Source organism: Paraburkholderia hiiakae (assembly GCF_904848665.1).
GTDB lineage: Bacteria > Pseudomonadota > Gammaproteobacteria > Burkholderiales > Burkholderiaceae > Paraburkholderia > Paraburkholderia hiiakae.
Genome location: NZ_CAJHCQ010000013.1, coordinates 33,170 through 51,487 on the forward strand (window position 1 = coordinate 33,170; position 18,318 = coordinate 51,487).

The 18,318-nt window shown below is 66.4% G+C and carries 14 protein-coding genes; 9 read left to right on the plus strand and 5 right to left on the minus strand.

All coding sequences use genetic code 11. The features are described from left to right. The first annotated feature begins 4 nt into the window (after positions 1-4). The 3 genes from JMY28_RS23370 to JMY28_RS23380 are packed head-to-tail and all read left to right on the plus strand — an operon-like array spanning position 5 to position 2,876. Positions 5-1,318 (plus strand): vWA domain-containing protein, encoded by a 1,314-nt coding sequence (locus tag JMY28_RS23370; protein ID WP_407945532.1) that lies wholly within the window; start codon positions 5-7, stop codon positions 1,316-1,318. After that, on the plus strand, positions 1,309-1,881 hold the full coding sequence (locus JMY28_RS23375) for a CoxG family protein (protein ID WP_201698285.1): 573 nt from the start codon (positions 1,309-1,311) through the stop codon (positions 1,879-1,881). The genes JMY28_RS23370 and JMY28_RS23375 overlap by 10 nt, the downstream gene beginning before the upstream one ends. Beyond that, positions 1,854-2,876: an XdhC family protein gene (locus JMY28_RS23380; RefSeq protein WP_201698286.1), complete on the plus strand. Its 1,023-nt coding sequence runs from the start codon at positions 1,854-1,856 to the stop codon at positions 2,874-2,876. Before JMY28_RS23375 ends, JMY28_RS23380 begins: the two co-directional genes overlap by 28 nt. Before the next feature lie 29 nt (positions 2,877-2,905). On the opposite strand, the gene JMY28_RS23385 is transcribed toward JMY28_RS23380, so the two are convergent. The 3 genes from JMY28_RS23385 to JMY28_RS23395 form a co-directional block, all read right to left on the minus strand. Then, positions 2,906-4,312 (minus strand): HdeD family acid-resistance protein, encoded by a 1,407-nt coding sequence (locus JMY28_RS23385; protein WP_201698287.1) that lies wholly within the window; start codon positions 4,310-4,312, stop codon positions 2,906-2,908. A gap of 201 nt (positions 4,313-4,513) precedes the next feature. Then, complete coding sequence (locus JMY28_RS23390) at positions 4,514-4,642, minus strand: MFS transporter small subunit (RefSeq protein ID WP_201698288.1); 129 nt, start codon at positions 4,640-4,642, stop codon at positions 4,514-4,516. 13 nt (positions 4,643-4,655) lie between these two features. Next, a complete protein-coding gene (locus tag JMY28_RS23395; protein WP_201698289.1) occupies positions 4,656-6,056 on the minus strand; it encodes an L-lactate MFS transporter in 1,401 nt (466 codons plus the stop codon). A gap of 449 nt (positions 6,057-6,505) precedes the next feature. Between JMY28_RS23395 and JMY28_RS23400 the strand changes: the two genes are divergently transcribed. Beyond that, on the plus strand, positions 6,506-8,464 hold the full coding sequence (locus JMY28_RS23400; protein WP_201698290.1) for a DUF3857 domain-containing transglutaminase family protein: 1,959 nt from the start codon (positions 6,506-6,508) through the stop codon (positions 8,462-8,464). Between the two features lie 15 nt (positions 8,465-8,479). On the opposite strand, the gene JMY28_RS23405 is transcribed toward JMY28_RS23400, so the two are convergent. Then, positions 8,480-9,541 carry a serine/threonine protein kinase gene (locus tag JMY28_RS23405; RefSeq protein ID WP_407945533.1) on the minus strand — a complete coding sequence of 354 codons (1,062 nt, stop codon included), beginning with the start codon at positions 9,539-9,541 and terminating at the stop codon, positions 8,480-8,482. A 136-nt stretch (positions 9,542-9,677) separates the two neighbouring features. Next, on the minus strand, positions 9,678-9,890 hold the full coding sequence (locus JMY28_RS23410) for a hypothetical protein (protein ID WP_201698292.1): 213 nt from the start codon (positions 9,888-9,890) through the stop codon (positions 9,678-9,680). A gap of 546 nt (positions 9,891-10,436) precedes the next feature. Here JMY28_RS23410 and JMY28_RS23415 point away from each other — a divergent pair. From JMY28_RS23415 to JMY28_RS23435, 5 genes are all read left to right on the plus strand, one after another. Continuing rightward, positions 10,437-13,619 carry an efflux RND transporter permease subunit gene (locus JMY28_RS23415; protein WP_201698293.1) on the plus strand — a complete coding sequence of 1,061 codons (3,183 nt, stop codon included), beginning with the start codon at positions 10,437-10,439 and terminating at the stop codon, positions 13,617-13,619. Between the two features lie 10 nt (positions 13,620-13,629). Next, on the plus strand, positions 13,630-14,874 hold the full coding sequence (locus tag JMY28_RS23420; RefSeq protein WP_201698294.1) for an efflux RND transporter periplasmic adaptor subunit: 1,245 nt from the start codon (positions 13,630-13,632) through the stop codon (positions 14,872-14,874). Further along, positions 14,871-16,427 carry an efflux transporter outer membrane subunit gene (locus JMY28_RS23425; protein ID WP_407945529.1) on the plus strand — a complete coding sequence of 519 codons (1,557 nt, stop codon included), beginning with the start codon at positions 14,871-14,873 and terminating at the stop codon, positions 16,425-16,427. Before JMY28_RS23420 ends, JMY28_RS23425 begins: the two co-directional genes overlap by 4 nt. Before the next feature lie 114 nt (positions 16,428-16,541). Beyond that, positions 16,542-17,783, plus strand: coding sequence for an MFS transporter (locus JMY28_RS23430; RefSeq protein WP_236596999.1), 1,242 nt, complete (start codon positions 16,542-16,544; stop codon positions 17,781-17,783). A 315-nt stretch (positions 17,784-18,098) separates the two neighbouring features. Then, the gene (locus JMY28_RS23435; RefSeq protein WP_028203177.1) at positions 18,099-18,284 is read left to right on the plus strand and encodes a hypothetical protein; all 186 of its coding nucleotides are present in this window, start codon (positions 18,099-18,101) and stop codon (positions 18,282-18,284) included. The last annotated feature ends 34 nt before the right edge of the window (positions 18,285-18,318 follow it).

The window sequence follows — 18,318 nt, forward strand, 5'->3', positions numbered from 1 at the left end:
CTCCATGTCCGAAACGCCCGGAACCCACGCCACATCGCCCACCGCAATGCCCGCGCTCGCGCCGGTGTTCGCGCGCAATGTCGTGCATTTCGTGCGCTTGCTGCGCGGCGCGGGCCTGCCGCTGTCGCCTTCGCGCGCCGTCGACGCGATCGAAGCGCTGCGCCATATCGACCTCGGCCGCCGCGACGACGTGCATGCGGCGCTCGCAGCACTCCTCACGAGCGCGCCCGACGAGCGAGAGATCTTCGACGCCGCGTTCGCCCTCTTCTGGCGCGATCCGGATTTCGAAGGCAAGCTGCGCGCGCTTTTGTTGCCAAAGGTACAAGGCGGCGTGCCGCCGCCGCGTCGCAACAACCGCCTGGCCGACGCGCTCGCCGCACGCCCCGCCACACGCCCCGGCGCGAAGCCGCCGCCATCGCACGAAGAACACGAGTTGCGCGCGCACGCCACGTTCAGCGCCGAAGAGCGCCTGCGCCAGCGCGATTTCGACACCCTTTCCGCCGACGAGTGGCGCGCGCTGCGCCATCTGATCCGCGCGCGCCGCCTGCCGCTCGCCACCGAACGCACGCGGCGCCTCAAGGCATCGTCGCACGGCACGCACGCCGATTTGCGCGCGAGCGCGCGCCACGCGGTGCGCGCGGGCGGCGACTGGACCGTGTGGAAATATCGCGCGCCCGTGGAGCGCAAGCTGCCGCTCGTGCTGCTACTCGACATTTCGGGCTCGATGAGCAGCTATTCGCGCGCGGTACTTTACTTCTGCCATGCGCTATTGCAATCGCGCGAACGCCTGCAGGTGTTTCTGTTCGGCACGCGCTTGACGCACGCCACGCGCGCGCTGCGCGAACGCGACCCCGACGTCGCGCTCGCGCAGCTCGCCACTCAGGTCGCGGACTGGTCGGGCGGCACGCGCATCGGCGCGACGCTAGCCGAATTCAACCGCCGCTGGGCGCGCCGCATGCTCGGCGGGCGCGCGACGGTGCTGATCGTCACCGACGGGCTCGATCACGATGATTGCGGTGTCCTAAACGACGAGATGGCGCGCCTGCATCGCTTCGCGCATCGCGTGATCTGGCTCAATCCGCTCTTGCGTTACCGCGATTTCGCACCCAAGGCGCGCGGCGTGCAGGCGATGCTGCCGCACGTCGACGCGCATTACCCCGTCCACAATCTCGACAGCCTCGAAGCGTTCGCGCGCAGCCTGTGCGAAGCCGCGCCGGTTGCACATGCGCCTCGCACGGCACCTCATCTGGCACAACCGGCACGCGTATTGCGCACCTTGCAGGGGCGCCCGGCACAAGGAGAAACACGATGGAGCTGACCGAAAGCCACACGCTGCCGGTGCCGCAACAGCGCGCCTGGGAAGCGCTCAACGACACGGCAATCCTCAAGGCGTGCATACCGGGCTGCGAAAGCATCGAAGCCGATGGCGAGAATGCCTACGCCGTCGCGTTGACCGCCGCCGTGGGTCCGGTGAAGGCGCGCTTCAAGGGCCGCATGCAGCTCGCCGATATCGACGCCCCGAACAGCTACACGATCGTCTTCGAGGGCCAGGGCGGTGCAGCGGGCTTCGGCAAGGGCGACGCGCACGTGAAGCTCGAATCCGCCGGTGACGAGTCGACCACGCTCACTTACACCGCGAACGCCCAGGTGGGCGGCAAGCTCGCGCAGATCGGCTCGCGCCTCGTGGACGGCGCAGCGCGCAAGATCGCCGGCGAGTTTTTCAGGCGTTTCGGGGAACAGCTGGGCGGCGATGCGCAGCAAAATATCGACGAAGCGGCCGCAGCTGGCGCGAGCGACGCAGAAGGCCAGCCGCAAGGCGAAGGCGCAGAGGAAACACCGAAGAGGAAACGATCATGGACAGCGTGGATCTCGAAGTCCTGAAATCCAGCGTGCACTGGCTCGACGCAGGGCACCGCGCGCTGCTGGTGACAGTGGTGAAAACGTGGGGCTCGTCGCCGCGCCCCGAGGGCGCGATGCTCGTGGTGCGAGACGATGGGCACGTGGTCGGCTCCGTTTCGGGCGGCTGCATCGAGGACGATCTGATCGATCGCGTGCGCCGCGAAGGCGTCACGATCGCCAGACCCGAGGCCGTGAAGTACGGCATCACGGCGGAAGAGGCGCATCGTTTCGGACTGCCATGCGGCGGCACGATCCAGCTCGTGCTCGAACCGCTCTCAGAGGCCTCGGGCATTCGCGAACTGCTCGAAACGGTCGAGCGCGGCGAACTGGTTGCGCGCACACTCGATATGGCGACCGGCCGCACCACGCTCGGCCCCGCGAAAGCGACCGATGGCGTGGACTTCGACGACGCGCGCCTGCTCACGATTCACGGCCCGCGCTACCGCATGCTGGTGATCGGCGCGGGGCAGCTCTCGCGCTATCTCTGCCAGATCGCGGTGGGGCTCGATTACCAGGTGACCGTGTGCGACCCGCGCGAGGAATACACCGACACCTGGGACGTGCCCGGCACGGCGCTCGTGCGCACCATGCCCGACGACACCGTGCTCGACATGAAGCTCGACGAACGCTGCGCCGTGATCGCGCTCACGCACGACCCCAAGCTCGACGATCTCGCGTTGATGGAGGCGCTCAAGACGCCCGCGTTCTATGTGGGCGCGCTGGGCTCGCGGCGCAACAATGCGGCGCGCCGCGAGCGGCTCAAGGAGTTCGACCTGAGCGAGGCGGAACTCGCGCGGCTGCATGGCCCGGTGGGCATTTACATCGGCAGCCGCACGCCGCCGGAGATCGCGGTGTCGATCCTCGCGGAGGTCACGGCGGCGAAGAACGGTGTGTCGCTGCCGACCATTCTCCAGGTGGAAGGCGCCAAGGCCGCGCGCGAACACGCGGCGGGCGCAGGTTCGACGTGCGATGTGTGAAGCCGCTTCGCTGCTGCCCGTTGTTGCCTTCACGCGTGAGGCGAGCGCCCGTCGTGGTCGGCCTCGTGCTTGCGCTCGCGCTCGTGCCTGCGCTCCCGTCTTAACATCGACGCGCGCAGCGACCTAAGCATGCGCGTCCAGCCCGACGGACGCGGGTCCGCCAGCATGCTCAGCGCGCGCGCATAGTCGAGCGTGAGTCCCGGCGTCCACGCCATCGTCTGGCCGCGTTTGCGCACCTGTGCCGCCACCCATAGCTCCGGCGTCATGAGCATGCGCGCGAACGCGAGCCACCCGTGGCCCCACACACGCGGCGTCGCGCCTTCGAGTGCCGCCTCCAGCGCGTGCGAAACCGTGCTCGAGCAATTGCGGTGCGTAAGGTTATAGGTCGTGTCCTCGCGATAACGCTGCCAGAAGCTTTCCAGTCGAAGTGGATCGTAGTTCCGGATGCGCACCTGACGCGTGGACGGACACCACGCCTTCGACTCCGTCACGTAGTCGGGCTGGAAGAGGCCCGGCACGTCGTTCTCGCGGGTCGCGCGCAGGGTGCGCGTGAATTCATCGGGAGAACGATCGATTTCCACAGCCGGGTAGAGACTGATGTACACGCGCTCGGGCGATTCGAGCGCCGCGTGCCCCGTGGAAATCACGCCATCGCGATCGACGGCGGCAATATAGCGGTTGATGAGCGGCTGGCGCCGCGCCTCGGACTTCGAAGTGCCCACCGGCGTCCACACATGGACCGTAAGCGCACGCTCTTGCGGCTCGGGCGGCCCATCGAACACGGTTTGCGCGAGCTTCGGATCTGCGCCCTTTGCCGAATTCGCCGCGCCCACCGCGCTCGCCACGAGCGCAGCCGCGCCGCCCTGCGCCGCGGCCGGATTGACGGCGAGCCGGCGCGCGCGCAAGGCGAGCAGCAGCAGGTTCCAGCCCGCGAACATCAAAATGAGTCCGAGGCAGTACGGTACGGTGCCCTTGTAGTGCGTGGGATAAGGCTGGTAGAGAAAGATGGCGATGGCGATCTGCAGCGCGCCGCCCGCCACCGCGAGACGCCACGTGCGATAGCGCACGACCCAGGCCGAGGCGATCTGCAGCATGCCATCGGCGAGAAAGAGCGTGGCGAACACCATCGAAATGATGAACGACGCGTGCCGGTAGCCCGAGAGCACGAGCACCGCCGTCATGCAAAATCCGAAGCCCTTCACATAGCGCAGCGTGCGCTGGCCGCCCATGCCGGTCCATGCCACCGCGAGCGTGGCGAGACCTTCGATCAGCAGCAGCCAGGCGAACGGTGCGATATGGAAATACAGCACACCGTCCAGCGCGTCGATGAAAAGCGCCGCGCCCACGAGGGCGCTCACCACGCCGGCGGCCATCACGCCGCGCCAGCGCTCGCGCAAATACTCCACGCCCAGCAGGATCATCATGATCCGCACCATCGCCCTTCTCCGGCAGCCGCGTACGAAAGCGCATCGTACTGCGGTGCGGCGACGGTTTGCCTGCAATGTGCGCGGGGCGCGTCGCCTCCATGGCGTTGCTACGGACCCCAAAAAAACGGCGGGCCGCGACTCGCGTCGGCGGCCCGCAGCGCGGGGTTTCTTTCGGGGGCGGCGGCCGCCGCCCGGCTTCCCTTCAAGGCATCAGCCGAACAGCTTCATCGCCTGCGCGAGCGTGTTGGTCACGCCCCACACGAGCGGCACCAGCACGTAGAGCCAGAAGATCGCCATCAGCGCCTTGTTCGACGATTTCGGGGCAGCTTGAGTAGACATTGCGCGTTCCTCCTTATTTACCGGCGGCGAGTTGCGTCTCGCTCATGTGATGCTTTGCGTCCACACGGCGCACGAGCAGATTGCAGATAAAGCCAAGCACGAGCAGCGAGGCCATGATGTGCACGGTCATCGTGTACGCGTCGGCCTTCGCCACGCCGTGCGCGACCTGATAGGCGCGCACGTAGTTCACGAGCACCGGGCCCGCCACGCCAGCGGCAGCCCATGCGGTCAAGAGACGGCCGTGAATGCCGCCCACGAACGCCGTGCCGAACATGTCAGCGAGATACGCGGGCACGGTCGCGAAGCCGCCGCCGTACATGGAGAGAATCAGGCAGAACGCGAGCACGAAGAACACGATGTTGCCGCTCTGCGCGAACTGCGGCACCGCGTAATAGAGCAACGCGCCGAACACGAAGAAAATGAAGTAGGTGTTCTTGCGGCCCACCCAGTCGGAAGCCGAAGCCCACACGAAGCGCCCGCCCATGTTGAAGAGCGAGAGCAGACCGACGAAGCCCGCCGCCGCGCCGGCGCTCACGGTGTCCTTGAAGCTCTCCTGGATCATGACCGAGGCCTGGCCCAGAATGCCGATGCCGGCCGTCACGTTGAGGAACAGCACGAGCCAGATCAGGTAGAACTGCGGCGTCTTGAGCGCCTGGTCGATATGCACGTGCTGGTTCGACACGAGTTTTTTCGCCACGACAGGCGGCGTCCAGCCCGCGGGCTTCCAGTCGGGCGCGGGCACGCGGATGGTAAGTGCGCCAATCGACATCGAGATGAAGTACGCCACGCCGAGCACCACGAAGGTCTGGGCAACGCCCACGCTTGTGTCGCTCGCGAAGTGCTTCATCAGATTGACCGAGAGGGGCGCGGCGATCATCGCGCCGCCGCCGAAGCCCATGATCGCGAGGCCCGTGGCCATGCCGCGGCGGTCGGGGAACCAGCGGATCAGCGTCGAAACCGGCGAGACGTAGCCCAGCCCGAGGCCGATGCCGCCGATCACGCCGTAGCCGAGATAGAGCAGCGCGATCTGATGCAAATACACGCCGAGCGCGGAAACGAGGAAACCACCGCCAAAGCAGCATGCGGCGGTAAACATCGTGCGGCGCGGGCCCACACGTTCGAGCCACTTGCCGCCGAAGGCGGCGGAAAGCCCGAGAAACACGATTGCCAGCGAGAAAATCCAGCCAAGCGTGGTAAGCGACCAGTCATCGGACGCGGACTGCGTAATGCCGACCACCTTCGTGAGCGGCGCGTTGAACACGGAAAACGCGTAGGCCTGGCCGATGCACAGATGCACGGCCAGCGCCGCGGGCGGCACCATCCAGCGCGAAAAGCCCGGCGGGGCGACGGTCGCCTCTTTGGAAAAGAAGGGTGCGCTTTGCGCATCGCGCGTCGAATCTGCAACGCTGCTCATGGGATCTCCCGAATCGACCAGAGGTTGAGAGAGGGGTGAACGCTCGCTCTGGTCCCATCCAAAATGGCTGTTGGTAGGCGTGGTCTTTCGTGTTCTTTTATGCGCAAACGCACAGAACACTTATTTGCCGCTTGACGGCTGCACGCACCTTAGTCCCCAAGCGCTGCCTTGGCAATATGAGGTAAACATACATATGTCATTCAGCGGCCCGTGCGCCGTTATGCTCGATCGATTGTTGCGCGCGCAGCAAACTGGCGGCAGCCACGTAGAACGCCAGGGAGAACGACGCAAGCGGGCGTTTCATGGCTCGCCCCAGCATGTAGACTCAATGCTCGATACAGGGCCCCCTGTGGGCTGTGTGCGGGCCACCCGCTTGACAAGCGGGTTGTATGACTTTTAAGTGGCAGAAGTAGCGCTCATCCGCGCCCCGACACCAGCCGAGCCCCCCCATGCGCCTCGCTCTCGCTCTTTGCCTAGCCGTGCTCGGCCCCGCCACGGGAACCTTCGCCGCCGACCTGCGTCCGGGTGTGGCGCAGCTCACACCCGTGCCCCTCGAAGCGAGCGCGCTGAATCCGGCAGGCAGCGCCGCGCAGGCGCCCTACACCAACGAATCGGAAACGCAGACCTTCACGGTCAATGCGGACGGCTCGTACACCAAGCTCGACTCGCTCACGCTGCGCGTGAACACCGAGGCCGGCATCGCGCGCGCGGGCCAGTATTACGTGTGGTTCAACCGCGAGATGGCCCACGTGGACGTGCTCGAAGCGTGGACCGAGGACGCCCAGGGCGGCCGTCACGACGTGCGCCCCGAGCAGATCCGCGACGTGCAGGAAGTGCGCTCGTTCGACGCCCCGATGTTCCAGGACGTGCAGGACAAGGTGATCGTGTTCCCGGCCGTGGAGCCTGGCGCGCGCGTGCATCTCACGTGGCGCAAGATCCAGCGCGTGCCGCTCGTGCCCGGTTGGTTCAGCGACTTCACGCCGCCCGACCTCGCGCCCACGCACAACTTCCGCGTGATCTACGACCTGCCCGCGAAAGTGCCGCTCTACGCCGACGCGCGCGGCTTCACCGTGCTGCCGCCCGCCACGGTGAACGGCCGCACCCGTTATGAGTATCGCTACGACAAGTCGATTTTCCAGCGCCTCGAATATGGCTCGGTGGCCTACGTGAGCTACGGCGACCGGCTGATGGTGTCCACCTTCCCCGATTACGCGGCCTTCGCGAAGGTCTATCGCGAGGCGGCCGCCGATCCAACCGTGCGCGACCCGGCCATCGTGCATCTCGCGCAGACGCTCACGGCGCGCGACGACACGCCGCGCGCGAAAGCGCAAACGCTCTACGACTGGGTGCGCCGCAACATCCGCTACGTGGCGATGAATATCGGGCGCGGCGAGATCGTGCCGCACAGCGCAACCGACGTGCTCGCGAACCGCTATGGCGACTGCAAGGATCACGTCGCGCTCTACGGCGCGCTGCTCGACGCCGTGGGCATCCGCAGTACGCCTGCGCTCGTGAACAGCGGCACGGTCTACACGCTGCCGAGCGTGCCCGGCTTCGGCGTGATCCATCACGTCATCACCTGGCTGCCCGATCTGCAGATGTTCGCGGACTCGACCGCGAGCAACATCGAGTTCGGCTATTTGCCGTCGACGGATATGGACCGCGAGGCCGTGCTCGCCGGCGACGGCACGCAGGTCCGCACGCCCGCCACGGCCTCGACCACGCGCGAGAGCGATCTCGACATCACGGTCGCGCCCGACGGCTCGGCGCGCTTCATCTTCCGCTTGCAGGCAGAGGGCTGGTCCGCCGAACAGACACGCAGCGTGCTGCGCCTGCAGACGCCCGCGCAACGCGAGGAGTCGCTGCAATGGGAGCTGCGCAACGCCAACCTGCGCGGCAACGCCACGCTCGCCTCCAGTCCGCTCGATGCGACGGCGGGCCCGCTCGTGCTCACGCTCACGGGCACCTTCGACGGTTTCGTCGACCCCGAGATGACCACGCCTGTGCCCACGCTCACGAGCTTCGTGGGTGGACTCGACGCGAATCTACGCTACTGGCTTGGCGAGCCGCGCCGCACGCAGCCCTTCATGTGCCGCAACGTGGTGATGACCGAGCGCGCGCGCATCGTCCTGCCGGCGGGCATGCGCGTGCTCGACGTGCCCATGCCGCAGCACGCCGATAACCGTTTCATCGATTTCACTTCGCAGTACTCGCTCGACGCGCAGGCGAACGTGCTGCGCGTCACGCGCACGGGCCAAACGCATTTCGCGAGCGACGTGTGCAGCGCAGACGATTTCGCGCAGATGCGCCCAGCGTTCGAGACGATGGCGCGCGACCTGCGCGCGCAATTGATCGTCAAGCCGTCTGCGCAGGGCGCCACGCCGGGGAGTCCGGCGAGTGCGCAGTGATTCTGCGCACGACCTTCACACGGGCCAGAGCGGCCCTTCCTGCATCGCGCCGATCTGCTCGCGCAGTTCGAGAATGCGCTCTTCCCAGTAACGCTGCGTGTTGAACCACGGGAAGGCGGCCGGAAACGCGGGATCGTGCCAGCGGCGCGCGAGCCAGGCCGAATAGTGGATGAGGCGCAGCGTGCGCAGCGCCTCGACGAGATGTAGCTCGCGCGGCTCGAATTCGCAGAAGTCCTCATAACCGGCGAGTAAATCCGCCATCGCACGCGAGGCGCCCGCGCGATCGCCGGGCAGCAGCAGCCACAAATCCTGGATAGCGGGACCCATGCGGCTGTCGTCGAAGTCCACGAAATGCGGGCCGGCGTCGGTCCAGAGCACGTTGCTCGGATGGCAATCGCCGTGCAGTCGCAGCGAACGCAATTCGCCCGCCCGCTCGAATGCCGCCTCCACGCCTTCGAGCGCGAGCGTCACCGCGGCCTGCCACGCTTCGCGCACATCGGAGGGCACGAAGCCATGTTCGAGCAGGTAGGTACGCGGCTCGTAGCCGTATGTCTGGATGTCGAGCGTCGGCCGTGCCTGGTACGGCTCGGTCGCGCCCACGGCGTGAATGCGGCCAATGAAACGGCCCAGCCATTCGAGCGTGTCGCTGTGGTCCAGATCAGGCGCGCGGCCGCCACGGCGCTCGAAAAGCGAGAAGCGATAGCCATCGAACTCGTGCAGCGTGCGCCCTTCGAAAGCGAGCGCGGGCACAACCGGAATCTCGCGCGCGGCGAGTTCGGCGACAAAGGCGTGCTCTTCGAGTATCGCCTCGTCGCTCCAGCGCTCGGGGCGATAGAACTTGGCGATGACCGGCGGCCCGTCTTCCACGCCCACCTGGTACACGCGATTCTCGTAGCTGTTGAGCGCGAGCATGCGGCCGTCCGTGCGGCGGTTGGCCGGAATCAGCACGCCATCGACGGCGTCAAGCACGCATTCGGGCGTCAGGCGCGCGTACGGCGCGGCTTGCTGGTCGCTGGAATCGCCGGGACCGCAAGGCTCGCCCGGGAGAGGAGAAGGATCGTGATTCATACCCGCGATTGTGCCTCTTGCGGGCAATGCCTGCGAGCGCGCCGTATTCACGACGGGCACGACAGACACAATGAACACAAACGCGCGGCGCACAACGCTGCGACGAGACGCGGCGCGCCTCGTCAACGTGTCACACGGCCCAGGCTCAGTGGATCTGCGCGCCGGCGGGCATGACGTGCTCGCCCGTATCGATCAGATCTTCGAGAAAAAAGGGCTCGGTGCTGAGCTGCGCCGACGAGCCAGGCTCCCCGGCATACCAGGTCACCATCGCCATGTCGCCGAGAATGCGCATCACGATGCCGCGCGCGCCCTGTGGCACGGCGATATGAACGGAACGAACAATAGAACCGATTTGCATGATGTTTCCCCGTTACCTCGCTACCTTCGCCGGCTCCCTCGAAGGAAGACCGGTCGGCATGCTGACAAAAAACCGATGCGCACCAACGGTTGCGCGCGCATCCAAACGTGCCTCGGGCGACCCGCTTTTTGCGCGCGCTTGAGCACGGCCGGACCCTTGGCATACCCATTGTTGCTTGTTTGAGCGCGTGAGCAAAGCAAAAAAATAGGGGGGTGTATCAACGGCAGCATGCAGACGCCGCGTTGCGCCGTCACAACCTCGCCCTGCCTCGCTCACGCAACTTACGAAAGCCTGACTGTAACAGATGGTAAACCCCATTCCCCGCGCGCTTGCTAGCGCAGTCCCTGAAAAAGTACGCTGATGCGTGGTGACTGGCGCTATAGTCCTGTCCCAACCGTGCACCATAAAGGCTCGGCGCAGCACAGGCAATGACCTCACGCGCGCCACAATAGCCGGCCACGGTACCGATAACCTAAACGCTCGCCACCGCGGCCAGACCAGCCGCGCGAGCCACACTCCGCCACCAGCGAAGGAACCCGCCGTTCCATGTGGATCGTTCGACTCGCGCTCAAGCGCCCGTACACGTTCGTCGTGCTCGCGTTGCTGCTCTTGATCGTCGGGCCACTGACGATCCTGCGCACGCCCACGGACATCTTCCCGAACATCGACATACCGGTGCTCTCGGTGATCTGGACCTACACGGGCCTGCCCGCCGACGAGATGGAAAAGCGCATCGTGCTCAATTACGAGCGCGGCCTTTCCGTGGCGGTGAACGATATCGAGCACACCGAATCGACGTCGCTCAACGGCATTGCGGTCGTGAAGATCTTCTTCCAGCCGCATGCCAATATCCAGGAAGCGCTCGCCGAAGTCACGGCGCTGTCGCAAGCGCAGCTGCGCTCGCTGCCGCCTGGCATCCAGCCGCCGAACATTCTGCGCTACAACGCCTCGACGGTGCCGATCCTGCGCCTGTCGCTCTCCTCGTTGCAGCTCACCGAGCAAGAGCTGTTCGACTACGGCAACAATTTCCTGAAGACACAGCTCGCAACCGTGCCGGGCGCCTCCGCGCCGCTGCCCTATGGCGGCAAGCAGCGGCAGATCATGGTCGACATCAACCAGCGCGCGCTGCAGCAGCACAATCTCTCGCCCATGGACGTGGTGAACGCGATCAGCGCGCAGAACCTGATCCTGCCCTCGGGCACGGCAAAAATAGGTGCAACCGAATATTCGGTGACGATGAACGCAAGCCCCGACAGCTTAGCGGGCCTGAACGACATTCCCGTGAAAACCACGGAAAGCGGCACGATCTACATACGCGACGTGGCGCACGTGCGCGACGGCTACGTGCCGCAAACCAACATCGTGCGCGTGGACGGTCAGCGCGCCTCGCTCCTCACCATCAACAAAAGCGGCAATACGTCCACGCTCGAAATCGTCGATCGCATCAAGGAGATGATGCCGACGCTGCGCAATCTCGTGCCGCCGTCGCTCAATATCGATCCCGTCGCGGACCAGTCTCTCTTCGTGCGCGCCTCCGTGCAGGGCGTGCTGCGCGAAGCGCTCATCGCCGCGGCGCTCACGGCGCTCATGATCCTGCTGTTTCTCGGCAACTGGCGCGCCACGCTCATCATCGCGATCTCGATTCCGCTTTCGATGATCACCTCGGTCATCGCGCTCGCGGCGCTCGGCGAGACCATCAACATCATGACGCTCGGCGGGCTTGCGCTCGCGGTGGGTATTCTCGTTGACGACGCAACGGTCGCCATCGAGAACATCAGCCAGCAACTGGAGCAAGGCAAGACGCTGGAACAGGCGATTCTCGACGGCGCGCAGCAGATCGCGATTCCCACGCTCGTCTCCACGCTCTCCATCTGCATTGTGTTCGTGCCGATGTTCCTGCTCACGGGCGTGGCGCACTATCTCTTCATCCCGCTCGCGGAAGCCGTGGTGTTCGCGATGCTGGCCTCGTACTTCTTCTCGCGTACGCTCGTGCCCACGCTCGCGAAGTACCTGATGCGCCATCATCACAAGGCCGCCGACCTGCATCACATGCATGGCACGACGCGTAATCCGTTCATGCGCGTGCACCTCGCGTTCGAACGCGGCTTCGAGAGGTTGCGCGAGCGCTATCGCGTGTTTCTCGCGGCGCGCGTGAAGCATCCCGTGTGGTTCGTCGTGGCGTTTCTCGCCTGCTGTGGCGCGTCGCTGCTGCTCATGCCGTTCCTCGGGCGCGACTTCTTTCCGCAAGTCGATGCAGGCACCATCGCGCTGCACGTGCGCGCGAAAACCGGCATGCGTGTGGAGGAAACCGCCGTGCTCGTCGATCGTATCGACAAGCGCGTGCGCACGCTGATTCCGCCGGACGAACTGCATTCGATCATCGACAACATCGGCCTGCCGGTTTCGGGCATCAACCTCTCGTACAGCAATACGGGCACCATCGGCACCTCGGACGCCGACGTGCTGATCTCGCTGAACGAGGACCACCACGCCACCGCCGGTTACGTGCGCCTGCTGCGCCGCACGCTCAACGACGAGTTCCCGGGCGTGCAGTTCGCTTTCCTGCCCGCCGACATCGTGAGCCAGACGCTGAACTTCGGCATGCCCTCGCCCATCGACGTGCAGATCGTGGGACGCGACGTGGCCGGCAACCGCGCGTTCGCGGCGACGCTGCTCTCGCGCTTGCGCGGCGTGCCCGGTTTCGTCGACGCGCGCATCCAGCAGCCCGCCGACCTGCCGCGCATCTTCATCGACGTGGACCGTACGCGCGCGCAGCAGGCGGGCTTCACGCAGAAGGACGTGGCAAGCGATCTGCTTATCACGCTCTCGGGCAGCCAGCAGACCACGCCCACGTTCTGGCTCAATCCGATCAACGGCGTGAGCTACAACGTCGTGACCGAAGCGCCGCAATACACGATCGATTCGCTGCAGTCGCTCGCCAACATTCCGCTCACCGCGAACGGCCGCAGCAATATTCTCGGCTCGCTCGCGAGCATGCAGCGCGTGTCGGGCGACGCGGTCGTCACGCACTACAACGCGCAGACCACCATCGACATTTACGGCACCGCCGACGGGCGCGACCTGGGCGCCGTTTCCGACGACATCGCGAAGATCATCGACCAGACGCGCGGCGAGCTGCCGAAGGCCTCGAGCATCCAGCTGCGCGGCCAGGTGCAGACGATGAACGATTCGTTCTCCGGACTGTTCGGTGGTCTCATCTTTGCGATCGTGCTCGTGTATCTGCTGATCGTCGTGAACTTCCAGTCGTGGCTCGATCCGTTCATCATCATCACGGCGCTGCCGGGCGCGCTCGCGGGCATTGTCTGGATGCTGTTCCTCACGCACACCACGCTTTCCATTCCCGCGCTCACCGGCGCGATCATGTGTATCGGCATCGCTACGGCGAATTCGATTCTCGTCATCAGCTTCGCGCGCGAGCAGTTGCACCTGCACGGCGACGCGGCGCGCGCAGCAATCGAAGCGGGCTACACGCGTTTTCGCCCGGTGCTGATGACGGCGCTCGCCATGGTGATCGGCATGGTGCCGATGGCCATCGGCCTTGGCGAAGGCGGCGAGCAGAACGCGCCGCTCGGGCGCGCCGTGATCGGCGGCCTCGCGGTGGGCACGCTCGCCACGCTGATCTTCGTACCCGTGGTGTTCTCGCTCATCTACCGCAAGCTCGGCGAGCGCCGCCAGCGCGCCAGTGAAAACGTGGTGCCCAAATCATGAATACCCTGTCATGACGAATCATTCGCAAACGCCCCCGCCGCAAGAGCCGCATCGCCCACATAAACCGCGGCGCTGGCCCATCGTGATCGCCGCGCTCGTCGTGATCGGGCTCGCCGCGCAGGGCATCTGGTCACGCCATAGTGCGCATGCGGCGCTCGAACGCGACGCGAAAGCCGCGAGCACACTTTCCGTGCAGGTGGTCGCGCCGCAGCGCTCGGCGCGCGCGCTCGACCTCGTGTTGCCCGGCAACGTGCAGGCGTTTCTCGACACGCCGATCTACGCGCGCACCAACGGTTATCTGCGAAAGTGGTACTTCGACATCGGCGCGCACGTGAAGGCGGGCCAGTTGCTCGCCGAAATCGACGCGCCCGAAGTCGATGATCAGTTGCGTGCCGCGCGCGCCGATCTCGCCAACGCCGAAGCCAATTACGCACTCGCGAAAAGCACCGCCGACCGCTGGACGCAGATGCTGCAAACGCGTTCGGTGGCGAGGCAAGACACCGACGAAAAAGTCGGCGACATGCTCGCGAAAAAGGCCACGCTCGATTCCGCGCGCTTCAACGTCTCGCGTCTCTCGCAACTGCAGTCGTACGAACGCGTGACGGCACCCTTCGACGGCATCATTACCGCGCGCAACGTGGACGTGGGCGCGCTCATCGACGCGGGCAACGGCGGCACCGCGCAAAAAGAGCTGTTCCATCTCGCGCAGGCCGACCGGCTGCGCGTGTACGCGAACGTGCCGCAGGCTTACGCGCAGCAGATCCGCGTGCAGCAGCGCGCGTATCTCACGCTCAACGAGGAGCAGGGCAAGCACTTTCCAGGCATCGTCGCGCGCACGGCGGGCGCGGTCGATGCGCAACAGCGCACGATGCTCGTGGAAGTCGATGTGGACAACCGCAGCGGCGAGCTGCTGCCCGGCGCTTATGCGCAGGTCCACTTCGCGCTCGACGGTTCGGCCACGCCGATGACGCTGCCGGGCAACGCCTTCCTGTTCCGCCCGGACGGCGTGAAGGTGGCGACCGTCGATGCGCAAGACCGCGTGCAGCTCGTGAAGGTCACGCTCGGCACCGACTTCGGCACGCGCGTCGCCGTGGCGGCGGGGCTCACCGGCGACGAGCGCGTGATCGTCAATCCGCAGGACGCGATCGTCGACGGAACGCCGGTGCGCATCGTGCAGCCGCACGGCGAGCACGAAGCAGGTGTGGCGCATGGTGCGAGCGCTGTGGGCCATACCGCGCAAACGCAGGGCGAATGATGAAGCACGCACGCGTTCGACTTCTCGCGTTGGCCATGCTTGGGGCGCTGAGTGCCTGCACGGTCGGGCCCGACTACGTGCGCCCCGCCATGCCCGTGGCCGCGACGTTCAAGGAACTCGAAGGCACGGGCTGGACGATTGCGCAGCCCGCGGACAACGCGACGCGCGGCGCGTGGTGGACGATCTACGAGGACGCCACGCTCGACGCACTCGAAGCCCAGGTCGAGAGCGCGAACCAGAACGTGCAGGCCGCACAGGCGCACTTTCGTGCGGCGCGCGCGAACGTCGCGCAGCAGCGCTCGAGCTATTTTCCGCTCGTGACGGCAAGCGGCGACTATTCGCGCTACCGCACCTCGCAGAACGTGCTCTACACGTCGAAGGCCGGTCAAACGATCAACGATTACGCCGTCGGCATCGACGCCACGTGGGAACCCGATATCTGGGGCCGCGTCGCGCGCAACGTCGAGGCCGCGAAGGCGAGTGCGCAGGCGAGCGCCGCCGACATGCAGGCCGTGCTGCTCTCCATGCAGGCCGAACTCGCGACCGACTACTTCGAGCTGCGCGGCATCGACCGCGAACGGCAGCTGCTCGACGACACGATCGAGGCCTACCGCGAATCGCTCGAACTCACGCAGCATCGCTACGCGGGCGGCATCGCCACCGACGCGGATGTGGGCCAGGCGCAAACGCAACTGCAGACCACCCAGGCGCAGGCGATCGATCTCGGCGTGCAACGCGCGCAGCTCGAGCACGCCATTGCGATTCTGATCGGGCAGTCGCCTTCCACGTTCACCCTCGCCGCCGCACCTAAGGAGGCCTACACGGTGCGCGCGATCGCGAGCCCGCCAGGCGTGCCCTCCACGCTGCTCGAACGGCGCCCCGACATCGCCGCTGCCGAGCGCCGCGTGGCCGCCGCGAACGCGCAAGTGGGCGTGGCGACGGCGGCGTTCTTCCCGAGCCTCATGCTCGCAGTCACGGGCGGCCTGGAGGCGACCAACTTCAGCCAGTGGCTCGTCGCGCCCGCGCGCTTCTGGTCGCTCGGACCGACGCTCGCGGGCACGCTGATCGACTTCGGCGGCCGCGAGGCGGTGCGCAACGAAGCGCGCGCCCAGTACGACGAGAACGTGGCGCAGTATCGCCAAACGGTGCTCGACGCCTTCGGCGATGTCGAGGACAACCTCGCGGCCCTGCGCGTGCTGGAGCAGGAGGCGACGGCCCAGGACCGTGCGGTGGACGCCGCGCAGCGCACGCTCGTCACCATCAACAATCGCTATCTCGGCGGCGCGATCACGTACCTCGACGTGGTCGTCGCGCAAACCACGGCGCTCACCAACGAACGCCAGGCCGTGACGATCTCGCGCCGTCGCATGGCGGCGAGCGTCGCGCTCGTGAAGGCGCTGGGCGGCGGCTGGAGCGCGGCGGATTTGCCGAGCGATGCGGCGCTCGTGCACCCGGACGACGCGCAAAAAACGCAGCCCGCCAGCGGGCCACAAGGCGCTTCGGCGCGCGCGGCTCGCAGCGCGCAGCCGGGTACGGCGCGGGCACCGGGCTAAAGCGGCCACGCGATTGCGCCGGGCAGCGCGGGGCACCCGGCCTGCGGCGCTCGACAGCGCCGTTCGCCCAACAGGCGTATCGTTGCGCCTTTGCAATTTGCTGGAGATCTTGCCGTGACTGCATCACCGGGCGCCTCGCGCAATTCCGCGCCCTCCGCCGTTCCGTACATCGAACGCGGCACCCCCGAATTTTGGCGCGCGAGCCTCGCGCTGCTGTTCGCCGGCTACGCCACCTTTTCGCTTCTCTACTGCGTGCAGCCGCTCCTGCCCGCGTTCTCCGAAACCTTCGGCGTGAGCCCCGCGCAGAGCAGCCTCTCGCTCTCGTTCACCACGGCGGCGCTCGCCATCGCGATCTTCGTCGCGGGCTTCGTCTCCGAAGGCTGGAGCCGGCGCGGCATGATGACCGCGTCGCTGTGCGCCTCGTCGCTGCTCACGCTCGCCACCGCCTTCGTGCCGCACTGGCATCAGTTACTCGTGCTGCGCACGCTCCAGGGCATCGCGCTGGGCGGCGTGCCCGCCGTGGCCATGGCCTGGCTCGCCGAAGAAATGCACCCGGATGGGCTCGGGCTTTCGATGGGCCTTTACGTGGGCGGCACGGCCATCGGCGGCATGGCGGGGCGCGTGATCACGGGCATCGTCACCGACCTGTTTGGCTGGCGTGCGGCAGTCGCCGTGATCGGCGTGCTCGGGCTCGCCTCCATGTTCGCGTTCCGCTCGCTCCTGCCGCCCTCGCGCCACTTCGTGCCGAAGAGCGGCCTCGGCTTCGCGCATCACCGCGCGGCGCTGCTGCGTCATTTCGCGCGGCCGGGACTGCCCATGCTGTTCGCCATGGGCTTCGTGCTGATGGGCAGCTTCGTCACGCTTTACAACTACATCGGCTACCGGCTGATCGCGCCGCCGTATCACATGAGCCAGGCGGCGATCGGCGCGATTTTTCTCGTCTACCTGACCGGTGTGGTCGCCTCGCCGTGGTCGGGCCGCATGGCCGACACCTTCGGGCGCGGCCGCGTGTTGATCGCCAGTCTCGCGCTGATGCTCACGGGCGTCGTGCTCACGCTGTTCGCACCGCTCGCGGCCATTGCGGCGGGCATCGCCTGCTTGACCATTGGCTTCTTCGCTGGGCATGCGGTGGCGAGCGGCTGGGTTGGACGGCTCGCGCGCGAAGCGAAGGGCCAGGCCGCCGCGCTTTACCTGCTGGCCTACTACCTCGGCTCGAGCGTGATGGGTTCGATCGGCGGGCACTTCTGGACTGGGGCAGGCTGGGGCGGCGTGGCCGGCCTCGTGATCGTGCTGCTGGTCGTGGGGCTTGCGCTGGCGCTCAAGCTGCGAGCGCGCGAGCGTGCTGGCGCGGCCTGAGCCCGCGATATCGCCCGGCGCGGCACGCAACATGCGCAGTTTCATCCTTGTGCGCCACGCGCCGCTGCAATGGAAAGGCGTCCGTAATATTCAGACGACTCGCGATTTGAACCCTGCGCGCATCGCACCGCAGCGGAACTCCGCCCCTGGCGGCCTTTTGCGGCGCGGCATGAACGTCGCGGGGAGCCTCACGGCGCACACGCACGCCGCTACGCTCGCCGCCCTCACCTATACTCGAAGCGTCCTGCCATGGGCATGACCACCAGAACGACAACCGTTGCGAGCCTTTGTCGCCCATACGATAAGGAGACGAGCATGGAAGGTTATTTCACGATCGGCGATTTCGTGATGATCATCCCGATGGCCCTCGCTGGCGCGCTCTTTCTTGGCGCGGTGCCGTGCGCGACGGAATTCAGGCACAACACGCTGCGCGTGATCGGCGCGCTGATCGGCGTGCTCGCGGCCGTTGCGCTTGTCGAGACGCTGCCAGCGCTGATGTAGCGTACGTTTTCGGAATACTTCGCACGCGCGGCGG